The organism is Flavobacterium sp. FPG59 (assembly GCF_002150205.1).
GTDB lineage: Bacteria > Bacteroidota > Bacteroidia > Flavobacteriales > Flavobacteriaceae > Flavobacterium.
On the sequence record NZ_MTCA01000126.1, the window covers coordinates 1 to 8,689 of the forward strand.

The following is an 8,689-nucleotide window of genomic DNA, read 5'->3' on the forward strand; positions in this document are numbered from 1 at the left end:
GACCTCGACTGGATTCAAACCAGTAACCTCTTGAGCCGTAATCAAGTGCGCTATTCAGTTGCGCCACGAGGCCTTTTTGCGAAGCGACTTATTGTCTTGCTTGCGGGTGCAAATATAGGTATAAAAGTGTAATTTGCAAGTGTAAAATTGTAAAAAAATAAAAAAAAATGATTTTAAAAAATTATATCCGTGATATTCAGGGGTTTCCAAAGGAAGGAATTTTGTTTAAAGACATCACTCCACTGCTTCTTGATCCCGAAGCAAGGAATGGATGCCTTCAAATACTGTTAGCAGGTGTTGAAAATTTAAAAATTGATAAGGTTGTTGGGGTTGAGAGCCGTGGTTTTTTCTTTGGAACTTTATTAGCTCATGAATTGAAGGTGGGTTTTATCCCAGTTCGGAAGCCTAATAAATTGCCTTATGAGACCATTTCGGCTAGTTATGATTTAGAGTATGGCACAGATAGTCTAGAAATTCATGTAGATGCTATACAAAAAGGGGATCGTGTACTTGTTCATGATGATGTTTTGGCTACCGGCGGAACGGCAAAGGCAGTTTGTGAACTTGTAGAAAAGCTAGGCGGTGTGGTTGTTCAATGTAATTTTTTGATGGAACTGCGTTTTTTGAACGGAAGAGATAAAATTTTAAATCATGTTGTATTTGCTGCTATGACCTACTAGCGTAAGGCACGAGTGGTAACGTAATACCTGTAACCAATAATTGCCATCTGCCATTTTTTGGCTTTGGCCAAGTCCAAACGTTGTTTTGTAAAGCTAGGTAGAATGATTTTGTTGATTTGAGCTAATATTTTAAACATCTTTATTTTTTTTCAAAGGTATAAAAAAGACGGTCATGATTTGGACCGTCTTTTTTGTAATAATGAAAATTATATTATTGTTTGTTTAAATTGTCTCGAGTTGCATCTTTTCTGGCCTGAATGGCATCTTTTCTAGCTTGCATTGCATCTTTTTTGGCTTGTTCGCTATCAATTTTAGCTTGCATTGCATCTTTTCTTGCTTGAACTGCATCTTTTTTGGCTTGTTCGTTATCTTTTTTAGCCTGAATGGCATCTTTTTTAGCTTGTTCGTTATCAATTTTAGCTTGAATGGCATCTTTTTTAGCTTGTTCTTCATCTATTCTATATTGAATCTCCTCATTTACAACTTCTATTTCTTTAGCCTTCCTTTTCTCATTTTTTTTATTTTCAATTTTAAGTGATGAAGTTGTAATCTCATGTGCTCCATTTGCAGCATCAGTGCCGTATTTTGCAATAGCTTCTTTGGGTTCTAATGTTCTTTCGCTTACTATTTCATCATTAATTGATAAGCGAATGGGTTGATTTTTTGATTGTTTAACTCCATTGATAACGAGTAAATATTTCACTCCATCTTTTTCAAAATTATTAATAGAAAAATAATCATCATCATCATTAGATTTCTTTGTTTCTGAATCGCTATCTTTTACTTCAACTTCAATTTTTTCAGCATTCTTTTCTGTGGCTTTAAAATGGTTGCTCAGATGACTGTTTTTCTTTTTATCGGCCATGAAACCAAAAATAACTTTTTTATCATTTTCGGTTTTAGCAAAGATTTTAAAAGGTTTTATAGGTGTTGTTTCTTTAACACTATAAATTTTTATTTCATTGTTGCTGCTTTTTAGAACAACTTTTATTTGAGTAATTTCATTGTTGTCATTGTATTCTAAATCTGTGAAAGTTATTTGAATGCCAAATTCTTCTTTAAAAAAATCTTTTTCAGCATTTAGCTCTTCTTTTGTTGAGGTTGAGTTTATTTCTAATTCAGTGGTGACTGAGTTTAAGGTGGTCTCTTGAGTAACTTGTTTTTTCTCTTGTGCAATTACTTCAATTTGAAATAAAAGTACAAACGCTACTAGAGCTGGAGCAATTACTACATATTTCCATGAATTCCATTTTTTTGATTGATTTTTGTTTAACATAACGATTCGTTTTTTGATTAATGATTGATAAAAATGATTGGTAATGGCAACACAGTTTTCGTGTGTTGTTATTTTTAAGAGCGTGAATTGATACGCTTTTTTGTCGGATATTTTTTTAGTAGCTTCACTATCAGCAATGAATTCTAGATTTTGCAAGATTGCTTTTTTATACAACCAAGCAAAAGGATTGAACCAAAATACAACACAAAATAGTCTTGAAATTAATACGTCAACAGTATGGTTTTGCTCGCTGTGTACTTTTTCATGTTCCAAAATATTTTCTAATTCGGCTTTGCTGTATAAGGTAGAATTGTAAACAATAGTATTGAAAAAAGAGAAAGGCGCTATGTTTTCTGTGGTGTCAATGTATTTAAAATCGGCTTGATTTTTAAAGTGTTTTCCTTTTAATACACGGTGTAAACTATAAAAATCCAAAGCAAGTTTTAATAGAAAAAGAAGCATACCAATGGCATATAGCATTCCAATAACTAAGTACCAATTGATTTCCGAAATATCCTTTTCAGAATTAGTGGTTAGTGGAATTTGGGACCAGTCAATTGTGTTTGTGCTTGGTTCAACCCAAACAATTTTTGTAAAAGCTACCAATGGTAAAACAACCGAAGTGAATAAACCCAATACTAAAAACCATCGGTTGCTGGTAAAAAAAGTTTCTTTACGCAGTAAAAAATGATACGCTACGAAAAAAAGTGCTAGTAAGCCACTGGATTTTATGAGATATAAGTAAAGTGCTTCCATGCTGGTTTTAGTTTTTGGTTAGTTGGTTTTAAATAGCTTAGTTGCTTTGTTCTTGTTGCTCAATCATGGCCAAAATTTCACGTAATTCAGCTGCTGATATTTTTTCTTCTTTGGCAAAATGACTTACCATATTTTTATAAGAACTGTTAAAGTAATGGTCAATTGCAGTGTGCATAAAACGTTTTCTGTATTCTTCAAGGGATACTACGGGAAAGTATTGGTGAGTGTTCCCAAAAGCATTGTGTGATACAAATCCTTTTTCTTCAAGATTGCGCACTATAGTAGAGAGTGTGTTGTAATGCGGTTGCTCCTCGGTGATTTCGGCCAAGATTTCTTTTACAAAAGCTTTTTTGAGCTTCCATAATATGTGCATGATTTCCTCTTCTTTATTAGTCAGTTTTTGCATGATCTTTTTTATTTGATTCAAACTTACAACTATATTTTTAGTTTGCGAACTATTTTTATAGTTATTTAACTAAAATTATAGTTTTTGTAATGGGTTGTATGTTTTTAAATAGTCTAAATGTCTGTTATATATTGTTTTAGTGTTTCAGGTTGGGCCGCGTGAGGGATAGGAGCAAACCGCCGCAGCGGTGAGGATAGCCCGACCGTAATCTAAAAAAGGGGCTTATTCAACGCTATGTTGATAAGCCCCTTTTTAGATTAGGGTCACGCCCAAATTATAAAATTATTTAGATCGTTTTTCCTGCTGAACTAGTTTTTGTAACCACATGCAACCTGCAACGGCAAAAATCCCAAGTGTTCCCATAATGAACCAATTTGCTTGATAACCCCAACTGTCAATAATTTCCAAACCTGTTTTTGAACTGGCAATATGCGCCAAACTAAAACTCATGGTAAACAAAGCCATATAGCGGCCTTCATGACCTTTTGGTGCTCTGCTAAGGGCAAAGGAATTGGAGAATGGAAATATAAACATCTCGCCAAAAGTGATAAAAATAATACTAACCACTAAGATGCCAGCCCAAATATTAAGCAATAAAACGTAAAAACTAAGTGCCATAAGTAAGGATCCCCAAAGGATTATTTTAAGTTTTTTGATATTTTTTCTTTGGCTAAAACTTACAATGGGCATTTCTAGAAAGAAAATTAAAAGACCATTTAGGGACAATAAAAGTCCGCTTTGAAACTCCGTTAATCCAAATTTTTCATTGTGATAGAGCGGTAAAGTGGTGAAAAGTTGGAAGAACAATACGGCAGTTATAAAGCATACAAAAAGAAAAATCCAAAATATTTTATCTTTAAAAACGGATGCTGGAATCTCTGTTTCACTGGAACTGCTATTCAAATCTGATGGTTTTTTGCGTTCTTTTACGAGCAGTGTAAAAATTAAAATAGAAATGATACAAGAACTCCCATCAACCCAAAATAAGCCGCTGTAGCCCATATTCATGATGATTAATCCTCCTAATGCTGGTCCTGCCGTAAAACCAAGGTTTACCGCAAGGCGCACTAATGTCAAGGCTCTGGTACGATTTTCAGGTTTTGCATAGGTAGCTAGTGAAACGTACATGGCGGGACGAAACATATCAGCAACAGTCATGATCACAAACATTCCGGCACACAATCCCCAAAATGTTCTTATGTACTGAACCATAAAAAGCAATAGTCCGCTAGTGAATAAGCTGAATATCATAATTTTGTAAAACCCTATTTTGTCTGATAATTTACCTCCCAACCAAGAGCCAAGCATGGATCCAAAGCCAAAAGCTACCATAATCCAGCCCACTTGCGCATAGGAAAAATGTAAATCCTCCTTTAAATATTTCGATAAAAAGGGAAGCACCATGGTTCCGGCACGATTAATAAAAGTAATTAAGGTAAGGATCCAAATTTCTCTGGTAAATCCTCTAAAATTATTGATGTAGCGTTGAAAAGCAGTTTGCAGCATAAAGTAGTTTTGTGAGTTACAAATTTACAATGTTTTTTAGGAGCTTTTTCCAGCTATTCGCTACAATCTTGTATTTTTTCAAAAAGAAAAAAATACAAGGATTTTCGCTGCTATCTGGGCTAGGGAATAGGCTATTCATGACGTTTCTTGTTCTTCAATTTTCATTGTAGTATTGTAACTTTTACACTATTTTTGCATAAAAATCAAACCATTGAAAACTGTCCTAACCATTTTTATCTGTTTACAACTCACTTTTGTTGTGGCGCAAGAGTCTTATAATGCTGAGGCCGTAGCTCAGTTTCAACAAGAATTAAACGCACAGTATTCAAACCCAGAAAAAAGTCCGCTTACAGCAAAGGATTTGGCAGTTTTTAAATCATTAGATTTTTTTCCCGCAAACCCAACTTATTTTGTGACTGCAAAATTAGTTAGAACACCTAGTGAGCAACCTTTTTTAATGAAAACATCAACCGATAGAAAACCAACTTACATTAAATACGGTGAAGTTTATTTTACTATGGATGGTCAAGAATTTAAGTTGAATGTATATCAAAATATGGAGTTGTCTAAAAAAAAGGAATACGTCAATTACTTATTTCTACCATTTTCGGATGTAACATCAGGTCATGAAAGTTACCTTGGCGGGCGATACATAGATTTACAAATACCTGAGGGTGATGTTATAACAATAGATTTTAATAAGGCATACAATCCGTATTGTGCGTATAATCCCGGTTATTCTTGTCCCTTAGTTCCATTAGAAAATGATTTGAATGTTGCTATTAAGGCTGGTGTTAAAAAGTTTCACGAGTAATGGAATTTTTTAATTTACATACGCATCACTTTACAAATCAACCTGGAATACTGGAGTTGGTGAATCAATATCCTCATGAACTTGATGCGAAATTCCCTTTTTATTCTATCGGGATTCATCCTTGGTATATCACAGAAGAACGAGTTGACGCTGATTTAAAAATCATTGAAACACAATTACAACAATCTAATTGTCTTGCAGTAGGTGAATGTGGGTTGGATAAACGCATTGAAATTCCGCTAGAATTACAGCAAGTAGTTTTTGAAAAGCAATTGCTTTTGGCACAAAAATTCAATAAACCAGTTGTCATTCATTGTGTAGCCGCTTTTGATGAATTGATTGTCATAAAAAGAAAGCTCAACATCTCAGTTCCGATACTTATTCATGGATTTTCTAAAAATGCAATTGTAGCTAAGCAATTGTTTGAGCAGGGATTTTACCTTTCTTTTGGAAAATATTTATTGCGTAATCCAGCTTTAGAGTCGGTTTTTAAAAGCATTCCCCAAGAACGTTTTTTTCTAGAAACCGATACTGTAGAAGATGGGATAAAAGCCGTTTATGAACGTGCTGCCCAATACAAAGAAACCACAGTCGAAGAAATTCAAAAAATCATAAATAATAACTTTAGTACTGTTTTTGGAATTCAATTTTAATTGGATAACATATAAACAATACACTTTTAAACATAAAAAAATGGCAGAATGGACAGAAAGAGCAGAACTTTTATTTAAAAAAGAAGGTTTGGCTAATTTACAAAATGCAAACGTATTAGTAGTAGGATTAGGGGGCGTAGGCTCATTTGCTGCTGAATTTTTGGCGAGAGCCGGAGTAGGGAAAATGACAATTGTAGATGGGGATGTGGTAGATATTACCAATATTAACAGACAATTGCCTGCTTTGCACTCTACAGTTGGACAACCAAAAATTACTATCGTTGGCGATAGATTGATGGATATTAACCCAGAATTGCAATTAACACGCGTGCAAGAATTTTTATCACCTGAGCGTGCTTTTGAGATTGTTACGGAGGAGTTTGATTATGTTTTGGATTGTATTGATAGTGTGACGCCAAAACTAAATTTAATCGTTGCAGCAAAACGCAAAAGAGTAAAAATCATCAGTAGCATGGGCGCTGGTGGAAAAATGGAAGCCTCTAAAGTAAAAGTGACTGATATTACGAATACTGTAAATTGCTTTTTTGCCAAAACAATTCGCAGACGCTTGAAAGAGCTAAAAATAGATAAATTAAAAGTTGTTTTCTCCTCTGAAATTCAAGACGAATCTAGTTTAAGAATGACCGATGGCTCTAATTTTAAAAAATCGTTTTACGGAACTAACAGCTATATGCCTGGTTTGTTTGGGTTGTATGCCGCTGAAACGGTGATTCGTTATTTGATTAAAAAATAGTAATGTCTTTTTTATGTCTGTATTCAATTATAATTAATTCATAACTAGTAATTCATAACTCACAATTCATAACTCATAATTTAAAATGATACAAACAGTAATTTTTGATATGGATGGCGTAATCGTAGATACAGAGCCGGTTCACCGCTACGCGTATTTCAAGCAATTTGAAGAGCTAAATATTGCTGTTACCGAGGAAATGTACACTTCATTTACAGGTTTTTCCACGCGAAATACCTTTCAGAAATTGAAAGAGTTATTTACAATTGACCAAGAAGTAGAGGATTTAATTCAGCGGAAACGTACTATTTTTAACGATGCTTTTGATAGCAAGGCAGATTTAGAATTGCTTGAAGGTGTTGAAAATTTAATTAAAGAATTACATCAAAATGGGATGCAATTGATTTTGGCCTCATCAGCATCTAAAGTCACCATTGAACGTGTTTTTAATAGGTTTAAGCTACACGACTATTTTACCCATAAAATAAGCGGGGAAGATTTTGTACAATCAAAACCACATCCTGCCATTTTTGAACATTCAGCAAGCCTTTCTATTGGCCAAAAAGAAAATTGTATCGTGATTGAAGATAGTACCAATGGCATTAAAGCTGCAAATGCAGCAGGAATTTTTTGTGTGGGTTATAACAGTGTACATTCTGCTGCTCAAGATTTGTCACTTGCAGATGTAATCATCAATCATTTTAACGAATTGAATTTCGAATTAGTCCAGGAAATCAAGGCTAAATTAAGGAATAATTAACATTTAAGAATATCTGAATTTGTAAATTTGAAAATCATAAAATAACAAACCATGAAAAAAATGATTATTGCGCTAGCCCTTTTTGTGGCTGGTTTAAGTGCTGAAGCACAGTTAAGAACACCTCAATCTAGTCCTAAAACTACCATAAACCAAGTTGTGGGATTAACAGATGTTGAAATTACGTATTCAAGACCAAGCGCTAAGGGTAGAGTAGTTTTTGGAAATTTAATTCCGTTTGGAAAAGTTTGGAGAACAGGAGCTAACGATAACACAATTGTTTCTTTTAGTGACGATGTAATTATTGATGGAAAAACATTAAAAAAAGGAAAATATTCTTTGTACACAATTCCTAAAATTGAAAGTTGGGATGTGATTTTCTATAAAACTACTGATAACTGGGGGAATCCAGAAGAATGGAAAGAAGAAAATGTAGTCTTGAAAACATCGGTTAAGCCAGAAACATTAAACAAAAGCGTAGAGACTTTTACAATAGGAGTGAGCGGTTTAGACAATAATTATGCTTTTCTAGAAATGTATTGGGAAAATTCATATGCAGCAGTAAAGTTTGAAGTGCCAACTCAACAAAAAACAACAGCTAACATTGAAAAAGTTTTAGCTGGTCCATCTGCTGGGGATTATTTCTCTGCAGCTCAGTTTTTGTTTCAATCTAATGGAGATGCTAACAAAGCATTGGCTCATGTTAACAAAGCATTAGACATGACAAAAGAAAAACCTTTTTGGTACAACAGATTGAAATCTTTGATTCAAGCAAAATTAGGCGATAAAAAAGGAGCTGTAGAAACTGCAAAAGCTTCCCTAGCAGCAGCAGAAATTGCAAAAAATCAAGATTATGTAAAAATGAATAAAGACAGTATTGCTGAATGGAGTAAGAGCTAAAAAGCAAAACAAATACTTTAAATCCCGAATTACTATGGTAGTTCGGGATTTTTTTTTAGGTGATAATCTTGGATTATGGGATTTTCAATAAGCCCCTTCCATATTAAATAATCTGTTTATATTTTATTGCTCAACTTCATGTATTCAATTTGAAAATTTGATAAAATCAATAATAAGAGTACTGATC

10 protein-coding genes and 1 tRNA gene are annotated in these 8,689 nt (G+C 33.7%); 6 read left to right on the forward strand and 5 right to left on the reverse strand.

Annotated elements, in window-relative coordinates:
• Positions 1–73 (reverse strand) — tRNA-Arg (locus tag FPG59_RS11015).
• Positions 74–167: 94 nt separating this feature from the next.
• Between FPG59_RS11015 and FPG59_RS11020 the strand changes: the two genes are divergently transcribed.
• Complete coding sequence (locus FPG59_RS11020; protein WP_086454655.1) at positions 168–680, forward strand: adenine phosphoribosyltransferase; 513 nt, start codon at positions 168–170, stop codon at positions 678–680.
• Here the strand turns inward: FPG59_RS11020 and FPG59_RS11025 are convergent.
• From FPG59_RS11025 to FPG59_RS11040, 4 genes are all read right to left on the reverse strand, one after another.
• On the reverse strand, positions 677–817 hold the full coding sequence (locus tag FPG59_RS11025) for an SsrA-binding protein (protein WP_086454656.1): 141 nt from the start codon (positions 815–817) through the stop codon (positions 677–679). The two genes, FPG59_RS11020 and FPG59_RS11025, sit on opposite strands and share 4 nt — an antisense overlap.
• Positions 818–891: 74 nt before the next feature.
• Positions 892–2,712 (reverse strand): M56 family metallopeptidase, encoded by a 1,821-nt coding sequence (locus FPG59_RS16435; protein ID WP_086454657.1) that lies wholly within the window; start codon positions 2,710–2,712, stop codon positions 892–894.
• Between the two features lie 37 nt (positions 2,713–2,749).
• Positions 2,750–3,118 (reverse strand): BlaI/MecI/CopY family transcriptional regulator, encoded by a 369-nt coding sequence (locus FPG59_RS11035; RefSeq protein ID WP_086454658.1) that lies wholly within the window; start codon positions 3,116–3,118, stop codon positions 2,750–2,752.
• A gap of 282 nt (positions 3,119–3,400) precedes the next feature.
• On the reverse strand, positions 3,401–4,624 hold the full coding sequence (locus FPG59_RS11040) for an MFS transporter (protein ID WP_086454659.1): 1,224 nt from the start codon (positions 4,622–4,624) through the stop codon (positions 3,401–3,403).
• 211 nt (positions 4,625–4,835) lie between these two features.
• Between FPG59_RS11040 and FPG59_RS11045 the strand changes: the two genes are divergently transcribed.
• From FPG59_RS11045 to FPG59_RS11065, 5 genes are all read left to right on the forward strand, one after another.
• Positions 4,836–5,438: a DUF1684 domain-containing protein gene (locus tag FPG59_RS11045; RefSeq protein ID WP_086454660.1), complete on the forward strand. Its 603-nt coding sequence runs from the start codon at positions 4,836–4,838 to the stop codon at positions 5,436–5,438.
• Complete coding sequence (locus tag FPG59_RS11050; protein WP_086454661.1) at positions 5,438–6,091, forward strand: TatD family hydrolase; 654 nt, start codon at positions 5,438–5,440, stop codon at positions 6,089–6,091. The genes FPG59_RS11045 and FPG59_RS11050 overlap by 1 nt, the downstream gene beginning before the upstream one ends.
• Before the next feature lie 40 nt (positions 6,092–6,131).
• Complete coding sequence (locus tag FPG59_RS11055) at positions 6,132–6,845, forward strand: ThiF family adenylyltransferase (RefSeq protein ID WP_086454662.1); 714 nt, start codon at positions 6,132–6,134, stop codon at positions 6,843–6,845.
• Positions 6,846–6,930: 85 nt separating this feature from the next.
• Positions 6,931–7,605, forward strand: a complete 675-nt coding sequence (locus tag FPG59_RS11060) for an HAD family phosphatase (protein ID WP_086454663.1) — start codon at positions 6,931–6,933, stop codon at positions 7,603–7,605.
• Positions 7,606–7,656: 51 nt separating this feature from the next.
• Entirely contained in the window at positions 7,657–8,502 is an 846-nt protein-coding gene (locus FPG59_RS11065; protein WP_086454664.1) for a DUF2911 domain-containing protein, read from the forward strand.
• The last annotated feature ends 187 nt before the right edge of the window (positions 8,503–8,689 follow it).